At 43.8% G+C, this 19,168-nt stretch carries 18 protein-coding genes; 2 read left to right on the forward strand and 16 right to left on the reverse strand.

Translation table 11 applies throughout. The annotated features are described in order from the left end of the window. Position 1: 1 nt before the first annotated feature. From Q8N16_00845 to acs, 5 genes are all read right to left on the reverse strand, one after another. Positions 2 to 196: a ferredoxin gene (locus Q8N16_00845; protein MDP3093292.1), complete on the reverse strand. Its 195-nt coding sequence runs from the start codon at positions 194 to 196 to the stop codon at positions 2 to 4. Further along, the gene (locus tag Q8N16_00850; protein MDP3093293.1) at positions 177 to 944 is read right to left on the reverse strand and encodes a hypothetical protein; all 768 of its coding nucleotides are present in this window, start codon (positions 942 to 944) and stop codon (positions 177 to 179) included. The genes Q8N16_00845 and Q8N16_00850 overlap by 20 nt, the downstream gene beginning before the upstream one ends. After that, positions 932 to 1,921 (reverse strand): carbohydrate kinase family protein, encoded by a 990-nt coding sequence (locus tag Q8N16_00855; protein MDP3093294.1) that lies wholly within the window; start codon positions 1,919 to 1,921, stop codon positions 932 to 934. Before Q8N16_00855 ends, Q8N16_00850 begins: the two co-directional genes overlap by 13 nt. 225 nt (positions 1,922 to 2,146) lie before the next feature. Continuing rightward, positions 2,147 to 4,645 (reverse strand): phosphoenolpyruvate synthase, encoded by a 2,499-nt coding sequence (gene ppsA / locus Q8N16_00860; GenBank protein MDP3093295.1) that lies wholly within the window; start codon positions 4,643 to 4,645, stop codon positions 2,147 to 2,149. Between the two features lie 40 nt (positions 4,646 to 4,685). Next, positions 4,686 to 6,596 (reverse strand): acetate--CoA ligase, encoded by a 1,911-nt coding sequence (gene acs / locus Q8N16_00865; GenBank protein MDP3093296.1) that lies wholly within the window; start codon positions 6,594 to 6,596, stop codon positions 4,686 to 4,688. Positions 6,597 to 6,718: 122 nt separating this feature from the next. On the opposite strand from acs, the gene Q8N16_00870 reads away from it, so the two are divergent. Next, positions 6,719 to 6,976 (forward strand): hypothetical protein, encoded by a 258-nt coding sequence (locus Q8N16_00870; protein ID MDP3093297.1) that lies wholly within the window; start codon positions 6,719 to 6,721, stop codon positions 6,974 to 6,976. 65 nt (positions 6,977 to 7,041) lie between these two features. On the opposite strand, the gene gap is transcribed toward Q8N16_00870, so the two are convergent. From gap to Q8N16_00910, 8 genes are all read right to left on the reverse strand, one after another. Continuing rightward, positions 7,042 to 8,082 carry a type I glyceraldehyde-3-phosphate dehydrogenase gene (gene gap / locus Q8N16_00875; GenBank protein ID MDP3093298.1) on the reverse strand — a complete coding sequence of 347 codons (1,041 nt, stop codon included), beginning with the start codon at positions 8,080 to 8,082 and terminating at the stop codon, positions 7,042 to 7,044. A gap of 155 nt (positions 8,083 to 8,237) precedes the next feature. Continuing rightward, entirely contained in the window at positions 8,238 to 8,480 is a 243-nt protein-coding gene (locus tag Q8N16_00880; GenBank protein MDP3093299.1) for a glutaredoxin domain-containing protein, read from the reverse strand. A gap of 17 nt (positions 8,481 to 8,497) precedes the next feature. Continuing rightward, positions 8,498 to 9,472 carry a hypothetical protein gene (locus Q8N16_00885; protein MDP3093300.1) on the reverse strand — a complete coding sequence of 325 codons (975 nt, stop codon included), beginning with the start codon at positions 9,470 to 9,472 and terminating at the stop codon, positions 8,498 to 8,500. 27 nt (positions 9,473 to 9,499) lie between these two features. Beyond that, positions 9,500 to 10,711 carry a 2,3-bisphosphoglycerate-independent phosphoglycerate mutase gene (apgM, locus tag Q8N16_00890; protein MDP3093301.1) on the reverse strand — a complete coding sequence of 404 codons (1,212 nt, stop codon included), beginning with the start codon at positions 10,709 to 10,711 and terminating at the stop codon, positions 9,500 to 9,502. Continuing rightward, positions 10,708 to 12,324, reverse strand: coding sequence for an ATP-binding protein (locus Q8N16_00895; GenBank protein ID MDP3093302.1), 1,617 nt, complete (start codon positions 12,322 to 12,324; stop codon positions 10,708 to 10,710). Before Q8N16_00895 ends, apgM begins: the two co-directional genes overlap by 4 nt. A gap of 44 nt (positions 12,325 to 12,368) precedes the next feature. Continuing rightward, positions 12,369 to 13,373 carry a ThiF family adenylyltransferase gene (locus Q8N16_00900; protein ID MDP3093303.1) on the reverse strand — a complete coding sequence of 335 codons (1,005 nt, stop codon included), beginning with the start codon at positions 13,371 to 13,373 and terminating at the stop codon, positions 12,369 to 12,371. A gap of 8 nt (positions 13,374 to 13,381) precedes the next feature. Then, a complete protein-coding gene (locus Q8N16_00905) occupies positions 13,382 to 14,410 on the reverse strand; it encodes a hypothetical protein (GenBank protein ID MDP3093304.1) in 1,029 nt (342 codons plus the stop codon). A gap of 22 nt (positions 14,411 to 14,432) precedes the next feature. Continuing rightward, on the reverse strand, positions 14,433 to 15,929 hold the full coding sequence (locus Q8N16_00910; protein ID MDP3093305.1) for a hypothetical protein: 1,497 nt from the start codon (positions 15,927 to 15,929) through the stop codon (positions 14,433 to 14,435). Between the two features lie 24 nt (positions 15,930 to 15,953). Here Q8N16_00910 and Q8N16_00915 point away from each other — a divergent pair, with 24 nt between their 5' ends. Beyond that, the gene (locus Q8N16_00915) at positions 15,954 to 17,324 is read left to right on the forward strand and encodes a pyridoxal phosphate-dependent aminotransferase (GenBank protein ID MDP3093306.1); all 1,371 of its coding nucleotides are present in this window, start codon (positions 15,954 to 15,956) and stop codon (positions 17,322 to 17,324) included. A 141-nt stretch (positions 17,325 to 17,465) separates the two neighbouring features. Here the strand turns inward: Q8N16_00915 and Q8N16_00920 are convergent, their stop codons facing one another. The 3 genes from Q8N16_00920 to Q8N16_00930 form a co-directional block, all read right to left on the reverse strand. Next, on the reverse strand, positions 17,466 to 17,636 hold the full coding sequence (locus Q8N16_00920; GenBank protein MDP3093307.1) for an ATP-binding protein: 171 nt from the start codon (positions 17,634 to 17,636) through the stop codon (positions 17,466 to 17,468). Between the two features lie 228 nt (positions 17,637 to 17,864). Beyond that, a complete protein-coding gene (locus Q8N16_00925) occupies positions 17,865 to 18,506 on the reverse strand; it encodes an HD domain-containing protein (protein ID MDP3093308.1) in 642 nt (213 codons plus the stop codon). 43 nt (positions 18,507 to 18,549) lie between these two features. Continuing rightward, entirely contained in the window at positions 18,550 to 19,143 is a 594-nt protein-coding gene (locus tag Q8N16_00930; GenBank protein ID MDP3093309.1) for a dTMP kinase, read from the reverse strand. Positions 19,144 to 19,168: the final 25 nt, after the last annotated feature.

Here is a 19,168-nt window from a genome sequence, read left to right on the forward strand (position 1 = left end):
GTTATTTCATAACACGAATGACCTGGACAGGGCAAGCCTCGGCCGCGCTTTCAGCGCACTCAATCAGCTCTTTTGAATTTTTGAGGTTTTTCTTTACCTCTGATTTGCCGTCTTCGGCCATTTCAAAAACGGCGGGGCAGATAGCGGCGCAGCTGCCGCAGCCGATGCACTTTTCTTTATCGACGACGATTTTCATTCTTGTTGAAAATAATCTCTTTTAAATCCTTGGTAATTTCTAAAGGCCTAAGGTGTTGCCAGACGTTTCTGCCGACGGCAACACCGATAGCTCCTGCCGACATGATCTCTTTGACGGTTTTTAAGAACACTCGTTCCGTAATCTTCGGACCGCCAGCCATCATCACCTTGGTTTTGCCTGCCGCCCTGACAGCTTGGGCAAAGCAGTTTTTAGAGCCACAGTACTTTACTTTAACAATGTCGGCCCCGAGCTCCAATCCTACCCGAGCGGCATAGATGACATTGTCTGGGTAAAACTCATCTTTGATGTTTTTGCCCCTGGGATAACACCAGGCAATTACCGGAAGGCTAATTCCATGGGCCTGTTCTACGATTTTGCCGAATTCAGCCATCATAATTGATTCGTGCTCGCTGCCGATATAAATGGTATATCCGACAGCGCTGGCCCCTAAATCCAAAGCCTCTTTAACTGAGCAAACCTGGCGGGAGACCGGGTCTCCTGAAACCAGTTCTGTTTTGCCGTTCAGTTTTAAGATTAAGGGAACATGGTATTTTTCTTTTGAATAGTATTTTTCGGCAATCCCTTTTTGCAGGATAATGGCGTTATAGCCTCCTTTTTCGGCGATCTCCAAAACGGTTTTTGGGTCAATGGCCGCCTCGCCAACGTCATCGGGCCCTAATTCTAATCCCTGATCATAGGCCAGAAAAAGAGCTTTTCCCTTGGTGGTAATTTTGTTTAAGCTGACCATGCTCTTTTTCTAACCTTAATTTTTAGCAGGGGCTGGCCTTTTTTCAAGAGCCCCTGGTTTGCCCCGACCACGAGGATGTTACTGATAGCGTTTGACATGGCTAACTTCAAGGCCCTTTCAATAATCCGTGGGAGGTCGGACCTCCCATGCTTTGCGGTCAGGCCGGCGACAAATCCCGACCCGAAAGAATCTCCGGCCCCGGTGGCGTCGACGACTTTGACTAAAGGAGCGGGTACATTGTAGATAAACTTTCCGTCGCAGGCTAGAGCTCCCTTTTTCCCTCGAGTGACAACAACATAATGTTTAACCTCAGGGGTTAAACAGTTCGGGGCGAGTTTTTGGAAGATTGCTTTTTCCTTGAAGGGTTTGATGCCGGTCAGAAACGAAGCCTCGTCGTCATTCAATATTAAAACATCAATTTTTTCTAAAATCTGGCCAATGTTTTTTAAAACCAACTGATCAAGGCTTGGATTCAAAGCTATTTTTACCTTGTTTTGGTAAGCAAAATTAACTAGTTTTTCAGTTAAAGCGGCAGCTTGTTCCCACAAGGGCGCCAAATACAGCCATTTGGCATTTTTAAGCCCTTGCCAATCAATGTCTTTTTCATTTAGGGTTCTAGAGGCCCCGTGAAAAAGCAAGATAGTCCTTTCGATCTGGGCGTGTAAAATCAAGCCAATGTCGGTTTTTTCGCGGCTTTTGACTCTTACCATGCTCGCGTCAATGCCTTTTTTATTTAACTCGTCAATTATTTCCTGGCCGGCCAAATCTTGGCCCAAAACCCCGCAAAATCCGGTTTTTAGGCCCTGTAAAGCAAAAGTCGTGGCCGCGTTCAATCCCCCGCCCCCGGAAAAATAGCGGATGTTTTTTAATTCAATTTTTTCACCCAAAGGCAATACTAAATTATCGTGTTTTTGTAGGTCTTTGGCGTCCAAAAAAATATCTTTGGTGGCCGATCCAACGGCAATAATATCCAACATTTCGCTTGACAACTTTAAGTTTGTATGTTATTATGTTTTTGCGAGGAAAAAAACAGGTCGATCTCTCTTTGAAATTTCATTGAGAATCGGCTGAAAGATGGCAAATTTGAAAAGGGGCAATCAGCGCGGGCATCGTCCCGCCCGCCCCAATAGGGAATTTTTTCCCCTCCTCCCTTCCGGAGGAGCTATAAAATAGCCCGCCTCGCTCTGGCTAATACCAACCCTTCAATTTTTTTGAGGGGCTGTGTTTTTTTCAACTTCGTTGACTTTCATGATCGTTTTTATTACGCTGTCAGGATTGACGGAAATTGATTCGATCCCCTCTTTGACTAGGAATTCGACAAAATCGGGAAAGTTCGCTGACGCTTCGCCGCAGATGCCGACGTATTTGTTTTTCTTTTGGCAGGCTTTGATAATTTGCGAAATCATTTGTTTTACGGCCTCGTTTCTTTCGTCGCCGATTTTGCTCAATTCAGCGTTGTCGCGGTCTAATCCCAAAACCAGCTGGGCTAAGTCATTTGATCCGATTGACATGCCGTCAAATATATTCAGGAATTCGTCGGCAAGCAAAATGTTTGAAGGAATTTCCGCCATGACCAATACCTTGAGTTTTTCCTCGCCCGCCGTAGCTTTAGCGGCTTCAGCAGAAGTGGGTTTCAAGCCATTTTTCGCCAAGAGATCCAGAACTTTCTTGCCTTCTTTCGGGGTGCGGCAAAAAGGCACCATCAGCCAAATATTCTTCAAGCCGAATTCATTGATTGCTTTTTTAATCGCTTGACACTCCATTTCAAAAGCCGGCTGGAATTTTTGGCTGTAATATCTGGAAGCGCCGCGCAATCCTATCATTGGGTTTTGTTCCTCCGGCTCGAATAATTCTCCGCCAATCAAATTCCGGTACTCATTAGTTTTGAGGTCTGACAAACGGAGAATTATTGGCCTTGGCCAAAAGGCGGCGGCAATTTGTGAAATTCCCTCGGCCAGTTCATCGACAAAATATTCTTTTTTATCTTTATAACCAACCGTTATTTCGTCTATTTGCTTGATTATTGTTTTTAATTTGGGATTTTGAATTTGGGATTTGTTTGGAACTTGGAACTTAGAACTTGGAACCTTGAGCTCTTTGTAGTGATAAAGAGCGAGCGGATGTATCTTTATCTTTTCCGCCAAAATGAACTCTGTTCTTGCCAGTCCCACGCCCGCAGCCGGCAGGAATGACGTTTTATAAGCGATTTCCGGGGCGCCGATATTAACCATTATCTTTGTTTTTGTTTCTGGTAGCTTCCGGAGATCCGATCTCCGGAAGCTAAAGGGAATTTTGCCCTTGAAAATCCGACCTTCTCCGGACGAACAATCAATGGTGGTTTCTTTGCCGGTTTTCAGCATTTTGGTTCCGGTTTTTGTTCCGACAACCGCAGGAATGCCTAGTTCCCGTGAAACAATAGCGGCGTGGGAGGTCCGACCTCCTTCGTCTGTGACGAGAGCTGAGGCGATTCGCATTGCCGGCAGCCAATCAGGATCAGTCATCTTCGTCACCAACACTTCGCCCTGTCTGAAATGGCTGATTTCGGCCGTGCTCTTTATAATTTTCGCCCTGCCTTGGCCGATTTTACTGCCGATGGCGATTCCTTTAAGAATCGGCTTTTGGCTGGTTTTTATTTCATACTCTTCAAAATAGTTCTGTGATTTGATTGCCTGGACTGTTTCCGGCCTTGATTGGACAACGAACAATTTTCCGGTCTTGCCGTCCTTGGCCCATTCAATGTCCTGGGGCTGGCCATAGTGTTTTTCAATCAGGCAGGCCCACTTGGCCAGGGTCAGGACTTCTTCTTCTGTCAGGGAAAATCTGGCTTGTTCGCCAGGAGACACCGCCATTTCTTTTAGGCCGCCTTTTTCATCAAAGACGTATTTTCTTGTTTTCCGGCCGAGATTTTTGACGATGACCGGCCGATAATCTTTGAGAGTTGGTTTGAAAACGCAGAATTCATCCGGAGTAATTTTTCCTTTGACGATTAGTTCTCCGACGCCGTAGATTGAGTTAACTAGGACGACGTTTCTAAAACCGCTTTCCGTATCCAGAGTGAAAATGATGCCCGAGCTGGCCAGATCCGACCGAACCATTTTTTGAACGCCGACCGAAAGAGCGAATTTCAACTGGGGAATTTTGTTCTGTTCGCGGTAGGCAATGGCTCGGTCGGTGAAAATCGAGATCAGACTTTGTTTGACAGCCCAAAGCAGTTTTTCTTCGCCTTTGACGTTGAGAAAAGTTTCGAATTGTCCGGCAAAAGAAGCAGTCGGACTGTCTTCGGCCACGCCCGAGGTTCTGACGGCAACCTCGATTTCTTTTGAGCCGTATTTTTCTGACAGTTGTTGGTAGAATTTCCTCGTTTCATTTTCCAGGTCAGCTGGGATTCTGCTCTGTAAAATCAGCCGGCGGCAGAATTTTCCGGTTTTCTGCAGGCTGACAATGTTTTGCGGATTAAAATCCTTAAAAGCGCTCTCCAGTTTTTTCTGCAGGTGGTTTTCTTTTATGAAGCGCCAATAAGCCCGGCTGGTCAAGGCAAAGCCGTTCGGAACATTAATCCCCTGCCTACCGGCAGGCAGGCTTTTTCTGGTCAATTCGGAAAACATTTCCCCCAAAGAAGCGTTTTTTCCGCCCACCAGCGACACGTCTTTAATAGAAATATCTTTGAACCATAAAATCAATTTTTCTGTTTTCTTTTTCATTTTTTGTCACTCTACTGCTACGTAGCAGTAGAGTGAGCGGTTAATTGGGTTTAACTTGAGCTTTGATTTTTTCTACGATTTCGGGATTGGCCAGGGTGGAAAGATCGCCCAACTCTTCGCCGATCAGAAGTTTCTTTAAGATTCTTCGCATAATCTTTCCCGAGCGGGTCTTGGGCAAATCTTCAACAATGTAAATTTGTTTTGGCAGGGCGATCGGTCCGATCTCTTTTTTAATTTGGTCAATCACCGCTTGTTTTAATTCGTTTTCATTGGGATTTAACTTACCTTGGGTATCTGAGGTGCTGAAAAACGGGCCTTTTTCCCTGACGGCGAAAACAACAATCGCTTCTCCTTTTATCTCGTCGGGAACGCCGACGACAGCTGTCTCGCCTAAAAATTCGTGTTTGTTGACAGCGTTTTCCAGTTCGCCAGTTGAAATCCGGTGGCCAGCCACTTTTAAAACATCGTCAACCCGGCCCAGGATTCTGACTAACCCTTCTTTGTTTTTGAAAGCCGCGTCAGAAGTAAAATAGGTTTTACCGCCATACTGCGACCAGTAAGTTTGACGGTATTTTTCGTCGTTGTTATAAATGCCGCGTAGCATGCCTGGAGGAAAAGGCGGCAGGATTACTAGATTGCCGGATTTTCCGGCCGGGCAAGATTGGCCTTGTTCGTCTAAAATGTCGGCTTTGACGCCGGGGAAAGGCAGTCCGGCAAAAGCGGGCTTAAAAGGGCCTATTCCGGGCAAGGAGCTGATCAAAATACCGCCGGTTTCTGTTTGCCACCAGGTGTCAACGATTTCGCATTTGCTTTTGCCGACATTTTCAAAATACCACAGCCAGGCCGCTTCGTCGATCGGCTCTCCCACCGAACCCAAAAGGCGCAGGCTGGAAAGATTTTCTTCCTTGATTTCTGCCTCGCCGTATTTTTGGAACATTCTGATGGCAGTGGGAGCGGTGTAAAAAATCGTGATTTTGTGTTTTTCAATGGTTTTTGCCCAGCGGTCAGGAGCGGGCCAGTCAGGCGCGCCCTCAAACATCAAAGTGGCGATGCCGTTGAGCAGAGGCGAGTAAACGCCGTAAGTATGGCCGGTCACCCAACCTATATCGGCGGTGCACCAAAAAATATCATCATCTTTGAAATCGAAAATCCATTTGCCGGTAGCTTGAGCCTGGACCGCGTAGCCGCCGCAGGTGTGCAAAATTCCTTTGGGTTGGCCCGTCGAGCCGCTCGTATATAAGATAAAAAATGGGTCTTCGCTGTCCATTGTCTCTGGGGAGCATTCCGGCTTTTCTTTGGTTATAAGTTCATGCCACCAGAAATCGCGGTTTTCCTGCCAAGAAATCTCATTGCCCGCTCTTTTGACGAGAATCACTTTTTCAACTGAAGTTTCCCCGACGCCTTGGTCAGCCGCGGCTTTGAGATTGATGACTTGACCCCTTCTATAGTAGCCGTCGGCAGTAATCAGGATTTTGGCGCCGGTGTCTTGAATCCGGGCTTGCAGGGCAGTGGGCGAAAAGGCGGAAAAAACCACCGAATGGACAGCCCCGATTCTGGCGCAGGCGAGCATGGAAACAACGGTTTCCGGGATCATCGGCATATAGATCGCCACTCTATCCCCCTTTTTGACACCAAGCTTTTTTAAGGCATTGGCAAATTTACAAACTTCGGCAAAAAGCTGGCCGTAAGTAATTAGTTTTAGCTTTTCTTCAAGAGGTTCCGGTTCCCAGATCAGGGCGGTTTTGTCCCCCTTGTCTTTTAAATGCCGGTCAAGACAGGATTCGGTGATATTGAGCTTGCCGCCAATAAACCACTTAAAGTAGGGCGGCTCATGAACAAAAGCTTTTCCCCATTTTTTCTGCCAGGAGATTTCTGAAGCCAAATCCTCCCAGAACCCAATTGGGTCTTTGCTTGCCTTTTCGTATATTGGTTTGTCCTTTTTGATTTCCATATTTTCATTGTACCTTAAAAAGCGCCTCAAAGCACGTGAAAAAGCCGGCTGGACAAGATGCGGAAATTGTGAGAGATTGATATTGTTTAAATTTTTCAAAACCATAGGAAAGAGAGGATAGAATGCTAATCATTAAGGCAAAGGAAGTCGACGCGAATGAGCGTCGCACCCTCGGGGATCAAAAGCTCTTATACACTGCTGAGGAAGGCTGGCTCGTTCTTTTTACTGGGCCGATCGCGGATAAGGATGAAGGTCCAGCCAAAGTAGCTGCTCGAAAACAGGTGGCTGCGAATTTCAATGTCAAGTTTGACGACATTGAAGCGGTGATTATTCCGTGGAATGCGGCGGTCATCTTGGTGAGAGGAGCAAAGAGGAGGTAGAATTCGTAAAGACCAAAAGATCGCCCCCGCGGGCGATCTTAAGTTTCCGAAAAAGTTAGTTATTCTTAGAGTCTTTTAGCGACGAATTCCGTCAGTTCTACCAGCCGGCAGGAATAGCCCCATTCGTTGTCATACCAGGCCACCACCCTGACCAGGTTTTGATCTTTGACTTTGGGCAAATTTATGACTTCGGTCAAAGGCAGATCGACAATCGCGGAAAAAGTCGTGCCGATAATGTCACTGGATACCAGATTTTCTTCAGAAACTTCGAGAATTCCCTTCAATTCGCCTTTTGCGGCTTTTTCGAAAACCTTATTAACTTCCTCGACGCTCGTTTCTCTTTTTATCTGGGCGACGATCTCTAGGACAGATCCGGCAAGAACCGGCACCCTAAAAGCAGATCCCGAGATTTTTCCTTCGAGTTCCGGCAGGACCCTGACAACGGCTTCGCCGGCTCCGGTTGAGGCCGGAATAATATTATTGAAAGCAGCTCGGCCTTCTCGCAGATCTTTCTTCGGAGCATCCACCAAGCTTTGGCTGGCAGTGACGGCGTGGATCGTCGTCATCTGGGCTTTTTCAATCCCAAAATCTTTATCCAGAACCTTCATTACTGGTGCGGCGCAATTAGTAGTGCAGGAGCAATTGGCGATTATCTGGTGTTTTTTAGGATTGTAGAGTTTTTCGTTGACTCCTAAAACGACGGAAAGATCGGCGTCTTTTGAATTGGCGGAGATAATCACTTTTTTAGCTCCGGCCTCCAAATGTTTTTGGGCCTCTTTTCTGGCCGTGAATTTCCCGGTTGATTCGATGACAACCTGGACGCCGAGTTCTTCCCAGGGCAGGCTCAAGGGGTCAGTTTTATCTAAAACCAGGATAGATTTCCCGTTGATTGACAAGGCCCCGATCGCCCCCTTTATCCCCTTTCTCAAAGAGATTTCTTTTTTCCAGGTTCCGTAGACAGAATCGTGCTTTAAGAGATAAGCGATGTTGTCCAGGCTGGCGAGATCGTTGACAGCCGCCACCTCTAAATCCGGGTGATTTTCCAAAATCCGTCGCAACGTTAATCGGCCTATTCTACCAAAACCATTAATAGCGATTTTTATCATAGTTTTTTAGAGGCCAACTTGCCCCGTAGCGAACTTGTTCTGCTACGGGGTTCTTCCAAAACCGTTAATTGCTACTTTAGTCATAATAGTTATCAGCATTAATCAACATATTGCCCTGGCCACTGATTTATGCCGATTTCGCCGATTTATGCTGATTATTCTATGTTCAACAACTTACTTATTTTCTCTTTATCAAAGCCGACAATCCACTGATCGTCGATGTCGATGACCGGAACGCCGAACTGCCCGGTCTTTTTAACCATTTCCTCAAGAGCTATTTCGTTTTGGGAAACGTCGATGTCTTCAAACTCAAAGCTCTTTTCTTTCAAGAATTCTTTTAAGGTGACGCAGTAAGGGCAGGTCGGGGTGCTAAATATCCTAATTTTAGGTTTTATCATTTCTTCTAAATGATCTATTACTCGCAGCTGCCGCCAGATCCAGAGCCGGCTCCTTCTCCAAAGCCCGAGGCAGGCACATCGTTAGAAAGCTGTTGGCCGCATTTTTCGGGCGGATTGACAAAGGCCTGGCAGACTATATTTTTGAAGGCTTCCGGAGACCTAAGGCTGACCTTGGCCTCTTTGCTGTTGATGATTACTGTCGGCGACCCGCCGACTCCGTATTCTTGGTTGAGGTCTTCGTGGACAGTGAATTTCGGGTAGCGGCCGCTCATCCAAGTATTCTTGTCGTTGTAAAGAGCGGTTATTTTGAATTCAGCGTCGGTTTTGGCAACGCAGTCTGAAAGTTTGCCTTGATCGACTTTGGCTTCCTGAATGCAGGTTTCGGCAGAGCCGTTTTTGACAAAACAACTCAAGTAATTTGCGAATTTTTCCTTGTTTTCGCTTTGAATGCAGTATTGTCTCAGGTTTTCGTCGATCTCTTTCTTTTCGTGCATGATGTAGTTGACAAAATAGATGCCGAAATCAGCTTTATCCTTCAATAATTCATAGACAGGCAAATATGCCTTTTCCATTTGCAGGCCAAAAGGACAGTAAGACATGACAAAGACTTTGACATTAGGTTTTTCAGCTTTTGGCGGTTCTTGGTTCGAAGAAGGCGTCGGGCTGGCTTTGAGTTCATCCAGATTGAAAACTTGGGTAAAAAGGAGCTTGCCGTCTTTGCTAACGTAAACCTCGGGTTTATCCGGCCCTATTTCAAGAACGAGCTTGTAAAGAGAGCTTTCGCTGGAAATCTTTGAAAGAGTGGCGGCTGTTCCCGGAGGCAGAAGGTTTGTATTGATGAACTTGAGAGCTTTTTCGGCTGTTTGCTGCCCTCTCGGATTCAGTAGCAGAGTTGGAAGGCTGATCTTGCCCAATTTTGCCTGCCAGAAAATAAAAAACCCTCCGGCAAGAACTAAGATGGCGATAGCTAGAATATAGTACTTTTGCTTCATGTTTTAGCTTAATTAGTTTTAGGGTTGTTATCCTTCAGAAGTTAGATTTTTAACTAGGGGAAGAATTTTCAGGTTTTTGACTTGGCCGAGATTTCCCTTGAGACAGCCGGATTCTGTGAATTTGGCGCCTGGATTGTGTTTTTTCGGCAAGCCCCAGATTAAAAGCGGGATCGGTCCTTTGGCGTGGGTCTTGGTTTGGCAGGAAGTGGCGTGGTCTGCAGTAATAACGAGCAGGGTATGCTTTAAATCTTTGAAAATTTTTAGTTCTTTGTCAACTTTTTCAATGAATTTTTTCTTGCCTAAAAAGTCACCGTTCTCGGCCAGGAGATCTGCGCCTTTGACGTGGCAGAAAACAAAGTCGTATTTTTTCAGGGCGTTTTTGGCGGCGTAAAACTTGTTTTTGAGATACGCCGAGGAAAAAGGATCCCCTTGCTTCTCTTTAATTATAGCCATTCCTAGGAATTTGGCTATGCCTCGGTACAGCGCCCCCAAAGAAAGGCAGCCGGATTTCAGCCCCCACTTTTTTTGGAAACTTTCAACGTTTTTAAGTTTGCCCGCTCCTCTTAACAAGATGAAATTAGCCGGCATTTTTCCTTGCTTTTGCCTTTTCAAATTGAGAGGATGGTTTTCCAAAATCGGGTTTGCGGTTTTGAGAAACTCGTTGACAACCCGGGCGGTAAAGCAAGCTTTGTCATTGTTTTTGCCCAGAGGCAGGCAGGGCCTGGTTTTCTTGATGAATTTTTCATCGGTGTCAGAAATTCTTTCTGACAATCCCCTGCCTCGCAAAATCACGGCTAGGCGGTGGCCGTAGACCGGCTTGATTAAGAACTTCACTCCTTTAATTTTCAAGCCGTTCAGGGATTCAGCCAGAACTTTTGCTTCGCCGCTTTGTATCCGGCCGGCCCGGCGGTCAAGCACCAAACCGTTTTTATCAATGGTGGCAAGATTTCCCCGCAAAACAATGTCTTTGGGCAAAAGCTTGACGCCGCAGCCAATCGCTTCCAAAACGCCGCGGCCTGGCAGGAATTTTTTCGGGTCGTAGCCAAAAAGGGCAAAATGGACTTCTTCAGAATCAGGCAGTTTGCCTAAGAACAGAGGTTTGAAAAAAGCCAAAAGCCCGTTTCGGGCAAAACAATCAAGGTTTATTCGCCGCGCCGCTTCCAGCGGCGTCTTATTTCCCAGGGCCGGAATTTTATCGTCCGGCAGACCGTCAATCACCAAAAAGAGAATTTTTTTCATGACAGCGGCAGTTCAACGTAAAACGTCGCGCCTTTGCCCTCGCCCTCAGACTCGGCCCAAATCTTGCCCCGGTGCGCTTTGACGATTTCTTTGGCGATGTAGAGGCCGAGGCCGGTGCCGAGGGTGTTTCTTAATTTAGGATCGCGGCTAAATTGATTGAAAATCGTCCCGATGATTTCCGGACGAATGCCGACTCCGGAATCTTTGACCTCAACAACGGCCTTGTCTCCGGTTTTTGTTCTCTCGATTTTTACTTTCACTTCACCTTCGGGAGTATATTTAATGGCGTTGTCAACCAGGTTTTGGATCACCTGTCTTAATCTTTGTTCGTCGGCTTTCAGATCGATTGTGATCTCATTAGTTTGCAGTCCCAGCTCTAAACCCTTCTGTTGGCCAACGATTTTGTATTCTTCAAAGACGCTTTTGGCCAAAGCAACTAAATTGATGGTTTTGAATTCATAGTCCATTCTGTCTTCCTCGATCTTTCTTAAATCCAGGAAGTCGTCAACCAACTTGATCAGTCTTCGGGAGTTTTCTTTGATTCCCCAGACTGCCTTGCTGACGCCGCCATTGATCTGGCCATAGCTGCCTTCGGATATTAAATCGGCATAGCCATTGATGACGGTCAAAGGTCCTTTTATTTGGTGAGAGGCGAAAGACAGAAATTGCGATTTGAGTTCGTCTAATTTTTCCAGCCGCGCATTGGTGGTTTCCAGTTCGGCGGTCAATTTTTCCAATCTTTCTCTCTGCTCGACTTCGCGCAGGACGCCGCGAATTAGAAGAATACCAAACGTAAGAACAAAAATAAAAATCGAGCTTCGATAAATAACTAACCCTAAATCTTGAGCAAAAATCACCTCGGAAAAAGTGACTACCGAGAGCAAAAACACTAATATCGCCGTTCCCGCCACTCGGATGTTAAAAAGCTTGTGCCTTAAAATCGCATAGGAAGTGAAAATAACAAACGGAAAAGTAAAAACGGCGCCAAAAGGAACAAACTTAGGATTATTGAAAAAGGCTGGAAGTACGAAGTTTAGAGGCAAAATAAGAGCAAATGTTATTGCCACACCAATTAATAAAAGTAAGAATTTTCTTTTATCTTGACCAGAAGCTTTTAGTGTTTTTCGTAAGAGAATCCAAAAACTGGATAAGATTAAACCGAATACGGTTAAGCCAAAAAAAACTATACCGGCTTCTGCTTTTAATGTTAAGATTTGACCTTCTTTTGAAACAGTTTCGACCCCAGAAAATACGAACGGTGTAAGTGTAAGTAAAGAAACAGTTACAACCACGGGAATTAGCATTACGGTATACCAACGATGAAACTTCAGCCTCTCATTTGGAAAAACATAGAGTAGTTGAAAAATCATAAACGAGTGCCATATTCCCAAGAAGATCTCGATCCGCAGAAACCAGAAAGCAAGATTGAGATCAACAATCCTATAACTCATGAGGTTAAAAAATCCCCAAAAGGCAGTCAGAATCGAAAAAACGAAGAATGTTTTATTTGTTATGCTCTTCGGGTTATTTAAAAGAACGCTAAAGCCAAGCACTACCGTAGACGCAATAGCTATCCCCACAGACAATAGATCTAGATTAGATAACACATTCATAAGATTAAAGTAATAAGTGTTCAGGAAGACTAATACGATTCTAATTAACCGTTAATTAATGAATCTAGATTTAAATAATATCTTCCTGATGGTACCAGACAATTCGTCGCAATCTGCCTAGCAAAATAACAAAGCATTGCTCCCCGTAAAAACGAGGATTCGCTTGTTTGAGGAATGCCAACTAACCCCTTTCCCACTAAGTCAAAGGATTGTCTCAGTCTCTCGGTTAAAAATTCTGCGCCCATAAAGTCGCGCGCCAACATAACTCTTTCTTGCATGGGCGTAGTATCAACTAAAGCAGATACTTTATTTATAACGTCCTCTTTCAAATAACCATTTAGTAATGGTAAATCCGGCTCCAAGTCAAAACGTTCAACGTCAATTATCAAACCGGGCCCATTGCCGGTAACCATTAACACTGGGATTTTATAATACTTGGCCCTTTCTCTAATTTTGATTTTTAATGGCAGATTATCCATTTCCTCGATCAATAAATCAATTCTTGGTTGAGTTAAGAACCGGTCAGTATTGTCTTCGGATATCCCCTTGTCAAAAATTTCTATATCAATAAAAGGGTCAATTTCATAGGCTTGACGGGCCGACAGTACCGCTTTATTAACACCCAAATCACCCAAACTGGCCCTGAACCTGTTTAAGTTGGATAATTCTAAAACATCATTATCAGCAAATTTCATTTTTTCTGCTCCGCCTTCAAGAATAATACAAAGAGCGCCTGGATTGCCCACATTTAAACCGGCAATTCCGATTGTTTGGCGAGAGAATTTTTCCTGTTCTTCATCGGTTATCAAGTTCTTATTGCGCGAAAGCCTTAATAGACGATAATCTTCTTTGTTCACAATGCGGACTAATGCTCGATTCCACGGATAATAAACCCAGACATCGATTAGTTCGCTCGAAACCATCTTTTTTATTTTACTTAACTCCTTTATTTGATCGTCCAAAAAATCAACCACTCTGACATTGCTGTCTTGCTTCAACTTTTCTATCCTTTCTTTATCTGTTATAGGATTAAGTATTTCTGGTTGCATAGCATTAATTAAGAAATTACTTTTTTTGTTAATTCATGTCTTGGTGTTGCTTGGTGCAATAAATCAACTTTTCCCACAACGAATAGGAATTGCGGTATTTGGTCGGTGCCAACAACTTTCTTAATCTCACTTTGTAGATATCCCATTTCCACCGCTGCCACGAAAATAGAAGTCTGCCAACCAAAACTATTAAATTCTAGCATAAGCCTTTCGGCTAATAGGCCTACCTTAAGCCAAGTGTTTTGATTGTCTTTGGTTGCCGTAATTACAGTAACCAGCGGCGCCGAACTCAAGCTTTTGTAATTTAATTTAGACAATAAACCACCCAGATTGAACCACTTAACCAAAGTTGGCAACACAAAAGACAACAACAATGGCATTCTCAGAGCATAACCGGGCAAGCCATCTTTGTTTTTCGTTAAACTGTGGTGCATCCACCGCGACATCTCCCTACGAAAAGCGGGGCGGCGATAAGCAATCTTTAACCCCTCGACGGTTAGCCTAGACAACTTAATTATCTTGTCTTTATCCGTTACCCAGTGCACATTTATCCCTTCAACTAAGTAATGCTGTGTTGCTGACGATATAAGATTGATCAGATTGGTTGGTACCGGTTCTGACGAAAACAAACCACGAGCATTTATTCTTTTGGTGATAGTATCAAGAATTCTTTTATATTCATCATTTCTCGCGCCCGTATATTTTTTAAAGCGTATAGCGGCCAGTTGTTCCTTATCTTCAAACGGACCATAACTAATAGAGTCAAAAATATTAAAATATGTAGCAGCTAAAATTAAGTTTTCTATGGCGCAGCCAATACTGATATGCAGATCTCTGGTTTTAGGATCAGCTTCCGGCAATAGTAATTTCGGATCATAATATATTTGGCATTCCGGCGCTTTTATCTTAAATAACCAAGGTTGACTATTATGGGTAGATGGCGCCAAAATAGCATAACTTAAAGCAAATTTTATATGCTCCTGCAGATCGCCATTTCTAGGGAATTCTTCCGGATTGATTAATCTAATGTCTTGCACGGTATTAATTTAAAATAAAATTTCATTTCTTTACCCACCTTTGTTTAATTCCCAGTTTAAAATATTTTGGATCTTCAGCCGGCCAAAACTGCAAGCGCGGCAAGGCGCGTTTGCCGAGGAATTTATGGAGCTCGCGATATTCAGAATTCTTGAGTTGCAACTGTTCAACAATGACGCTAAGAGTCGCCTGCTTGATAGCCCGAGGCACGATGTCATTGCGGGATTTACGCATTTCCAAATGAATCAGGAGATATTGATTTTGCTTGCTGTTAAACCGCGTTTCTAAGGTAAATTTCCCTGTTAAATAGGCGCTTAATGGCTTTTTAAGCAACGCTTCCCGTATTGGCTCGGGATAAACCTGCAGGCCGTAGAGATTGGTAGAAAAGTCGGCTCGTTCGTAGACATAAACAAAAGGAAGTTCGTGCCAAAATTTTTCTATCCCCGCCTTTTTTGCCTCCTTTTTCAAGTCTACTCCTAATTCGCTTAACTTCTTTGTAAGTTCCCGGAAAGAATAAACCCCGCCGTGATCTCCTAAAGCGTATCTTATGAGCGGCATCGTGTTGTTGCCGCTTACCAAGAGATCATCACCTTCGGCGTCAAACGAAATAAAAGAGGGTATGTATTGGCCTAAAGTCGGGGTCTTTTGAATTTTTTTGAAGATTGCTTCAAACAACTTTTGATTTTTGGCGCAAAGCCGGCGAATCAAAATTGCCAGGGGCGTCTCAAAAGCCATGGCTCCGAGGTCGGCGGTGCCGTAAATATTCATCGTATCAATGAAAGAATTTCTCATATTAACCGCTCTGGAGACATATTCCCGGAAATCCTCGGTAAAAACTTCTGCTGCAAAAAGCAAGCGGACGCGGAATTTCCGCCAATCAATGCCGCGGGACGGCGCTTCGTCAATAATGTCTTTGATGAGCGGCGGATAACCGACTAAAATAATATTTTTGTATGATCTTCCAAGGTCCTTCAGCGACTTAAAGATTTCCTCTTTGTTAATGCCCGGGGTGATTAAAGAAACATTATAGCCCCTCTCCTGAAGCAAGTGGAATGCCTGATAAGTAATCAGGCCGCCGATCCAAACACCCATGCCGAAACAGACAATCACCAGTACTGGTTCTTCTTTTTCGTACTGGCCCTGGAGATAAAATAATTCGTGGATAACCGAAGTTTGTAAATCTAAGTCGAAAGATCGATGAAAATAAAAAGGGGTACCGGTGGCTCCGGAAGTAGAGGTAAAAACAAGCGGTTTATCAATACGCCCGTCAATGGTCAATTCAGATAAAGGATATCTGCGCAGATAATTTTTCTTATCAATCGCCGGCAATAACCGAAGATCAGCAACGGTTTTAATATTTTCTGGCTTAACTTTATTATTCCGTAAAAAATCCTGATAAGCAGGAACTTGTCCACTAAGCAAACGAAAGAGATTTAAAACACTCTCGCCTCTAATTTTTTCCCAAAACAAACTCTCCCGCGTCTTAATTTGTTGAATAATCCGACTGGCTTTTGTCTTCATTGTCTGCTAAAATTATACCATAATATGGTGGCAACAACAAAACAATTTAATATATTGGCCACAATAAGGCGGGAATTAACAGGACAGTTGTTAGCAAGAGTGGATAAAGGGGCAAATCCTTTAAGAGCTAATGCTTTGATTTGGAGTGAGTATGCAGATAGGTGTAATAAAGAAGGCTTGCCAGTTATTGGCGCGAATTTAAGTTTAGGCAATATTGATGCGAGCAGCTTTGATCGTGAGCCGGGACATTGGCATTTGTCTCAAGCGTTGGGAATTCACCCTGATGGTGAAATATATAGGCAAATTAGTCTGACTAAAGAAAAGTTAAATAGAGAGTATTATTTTTCAGGTAGATCGCTGGCGAAATATGGCGATTTTACCGGTATAGAAGAAGCGAGACTGGCTTTTTCAAAATATTTAGCCCAGTGGGGCGGAGTGATGATCAGTAAAGAAGAAACGTTTTTTTCTAGTGGCGGAACTTCAGATGCGGCTCAAAGAGAAATGGGAGCTTTGGTTTTATGGTTAGATAAGAAGCAACTAGAGGCTAACTTTTTAACCACTGTCCCTGGATACACGCCGGTAATTAATATGGCTAGAAGAGCGGGGATGCGAGTGATAACTTTAGAATGTGGCGAGACGGATAGTTATTTTTTACAGGCGGACCAGGCGCGTCAGATAGTACAAGATCAAAACATAGGAGTATTTTATATCGTACCGATTAACAATCCGACTGGGACGATGATTCCGGCGGATCAGCTAAGTCGGGTAGTAAAGCAAAGCTATGAAGCAAATACGGCAATAATTTTTTTAGTGGATTTGGCTTATATTACTACGGTGCCTGAAGAACAGGCGCGCGCGATGTTGGCAGTATTCAATAACAAAGAGATTTTAAGACAGACCGTGTTTTTAACCTCTTTGTCTAAATCTCACGCAATTCCCGGGCAGCGGCTGGGAGCTTGTCATACAATAGTAGCCGGAATGAACGAGTGTTTGCGCGCGGCCACCGAGGCCGGCAATCCCTGTCATTCAGCCGCGGCAATGCTGGAAGCGGTAGCGGTGCTGGAAAATGTTAGCAAGGAGGCAGTGCGGCAAACTGCGGCAGTGTATAGGCGGCGTAGAGAGGTAACAGTTGATGTTTTAAGAGACATTAATCGATTAACTGATAGAGAATTGTTTATTGATTTAGACCAGTTGAAAACTGACGGGGCGTTGTATGTTTATCCGCGACTAGGAAAAAGTAAAACTAGTTTGGATCTTTTTGTTCAGACTGGAATGTGGGGAATTGGGGGAAGATTTTTTGGGGCGGGTGACAATGATCAACGAGTGCGCTTGGCAATAGGAGTTAATTCCAGTTTGGAAATTCAAGGCATTCCTTCACAACTAGATCTGTCTTAACCAATAGATAATTTTTCTGCGCCGCGGGCTTCTCGGATATTTTGAAAACCGTCTTTTTTCAAGAATTGCACCTGAAAAAGGCACCTGAAAAAGGTACCTGGTCCCTTTTCCCCTGGTCCCTTTTCCCCTTGTCAATCCTAATCATATTGGTAGTTCAATATAAAAAGAGGTGCCTTTGTTTTTTCCGGCCGATTCAACTCTGATATCTCCGCCGTGGAGCTTGACGAATTTCTGGGCGATGTAAAGGCCCAACCCGACTCCTTCGGTCCAGTAGCGGTCGCCGGCGTTGCTGGTGCTGGTTGGTCTTACCATGACTGAATTTGAGACACTCGGGTCGAGGTCTAAAAATGTGAATATCTCAGTTTTTATAGTTTTGTTCGGAAAATGAGACAAATGAGACATGAAAAGACGCGTTCCGCTTTACCGGAACCAGATTATGCAGGGATTGAGAGCGTGGCAAGCGTTGAAAAACGAAACAATTGCTATTCTATAACATCTACCCGTCCTTCTACTCACTATATTTAAGGCAATATCCTATCTCTAGGACGTTTCAATAGAGTCCATGAAGGTTTCTTCTTTGAACTTAATTAAAGCCTTATCCATTTTTTCCATGCGCTCTTTCGCAATATTTTTGCTACTTTTAAAAAATAATTCTCCGCTTTTTCTAATTTTGTCCTGTCTGTCAAAACTAAAATAATAATCAATCGCTTCTTTGATATCTTGATTATGTTTTCCAGCGTAAACCGCAAGTCTCCAAAAATTAAGCATTCCTATCTCGTCCAAATTATCCGCATCGTGGACTATTTTACTTTCAGTTAAATCAAATTTCTTATTTGAAAAATCTACTATCAATTTTATGACATAATCTTTATCGTTTTCATTTTTTATGAAGGGCACAATAAACTCCTCAAAAAGCACAATGTTATTCTTATCGTGTTCGTCTAAAAAAAGTCTTTTTTCTAAAGCCAGTTTTTTATTTTTTCCAATATCGTGAAATAGAGACAAAATAATAGTACAACCTATGCTTACTTTTTCTTGTAATACCTCAGATTTAATTATTCTTTCAGATAATTTTAATACCCTTAAAGGATGGTAATAGCGATAGTTTTTACCATCTTTTTCATCCTCAGAGTTATAATTGATTTCCTTAAAAAAGTTTAGTACCTGTTCTTTATTTTCCATGTTTTTATGTTTAAAATAGGTGGCTAAAAGGATGGGAGAGGCTTTATTCCTCTCCCATCTTTTCTAGGACGACTCTCATAATTTCACTATGGATTTCAAGAGGTTTCTTTTCGCCATCCAGAATCACCCAGCCCTCGGCACAAGCCAGCGTTTCGTAGGCTTCGGCCATACGGGCATGGTATTCTAGATCCTTACCGTCAAAGAAATCTCTTCCACGAGCTTCAGTGCGTAATCCTGCCCTTTCTGGAGAAATCTTCAGAAGGAAAGTCAGATCTGGCTTTTTACCCTCAAAGGCAATCTTGTTTAATCTTCTTCTCAGGCCCTCATCCTGAGACAAAAGACCAAATTGAGAGTGGTATGCCAAGTATGACTCATCCCACCGGTCTGCAAGGACGATTTGCCCAGCTCCCAGGGCCTCCGTGGCTTTTACGAACTGCTGGCGATGCAAAGCCTGAAAAGCCAGTGTGATAGCGACATCGTCCCAGTACAAGAAGAAATGAGATAGACCCTCCTTCTCTGCCTCATCATATGCCTTAGAGATAAATATTCTAAGTCCTTTTCTCTCCAAGACTTCTCGTAAAAGATAGATCTGCGTACCCTTTCCGCAACCATCAATTCCAGTTATACAGATTAACATCGGAAGCCTCCTTCCTTCTCTCGAG

This window comes from bacterium, from assembly GCA_030693425.1.
GTDB lineage: Bacteria > Patescibacteriota > Minisyncoccia > Minisyncoccales > GWA2-46-15 > GWA2-46-15.